General features: G+C 39.1%; 1 protein-coding gene. It reads left to right on the top strand.

Annotated elements, in window-relative coordinates:
* Positions 1-207 (top strand): hypothetical protein (locus ACZ3HG_RS23605; RefSeq protein ID WP_465334788.1); only part of this gene is annotated, 207 nt, incomplete at its 5' end.
* Between the last annotated feature and the right edge of the window lie 67 nt (positions 208-274).

Genomic DNA, 274 nt, shown 5'->3' with positions numbered 1-274 from the left:
TATCAGGAAGTGGAAATATCCCCTGATTGCAAAGAAAAAAATAAGAAATATGCTGGTAAAAAGGGCGGTGTTATGGGAGTAAGTGAAGAAGACGGGATACTTTATGGGTACTCAATAAAGCTTTATGATGAGGAATATCTTTTGTCTTTTGATAAAAATGAAGTTATCCCAATGGGTAGACAGCTAACACAAGACGATTTTTATTAAGCTTCAGGCAAAACTAATCCCGGCCATTGTGCCGGGATTTTTACTTTAACGGTCAGCTACCGCCGCG

This window comes from Erwinia sp. PME.40.26/001 (genome assembly GCF_055556675.1).
This window is presented reverse-complemented; position numbering and strand designations above follow the sequence as displayed.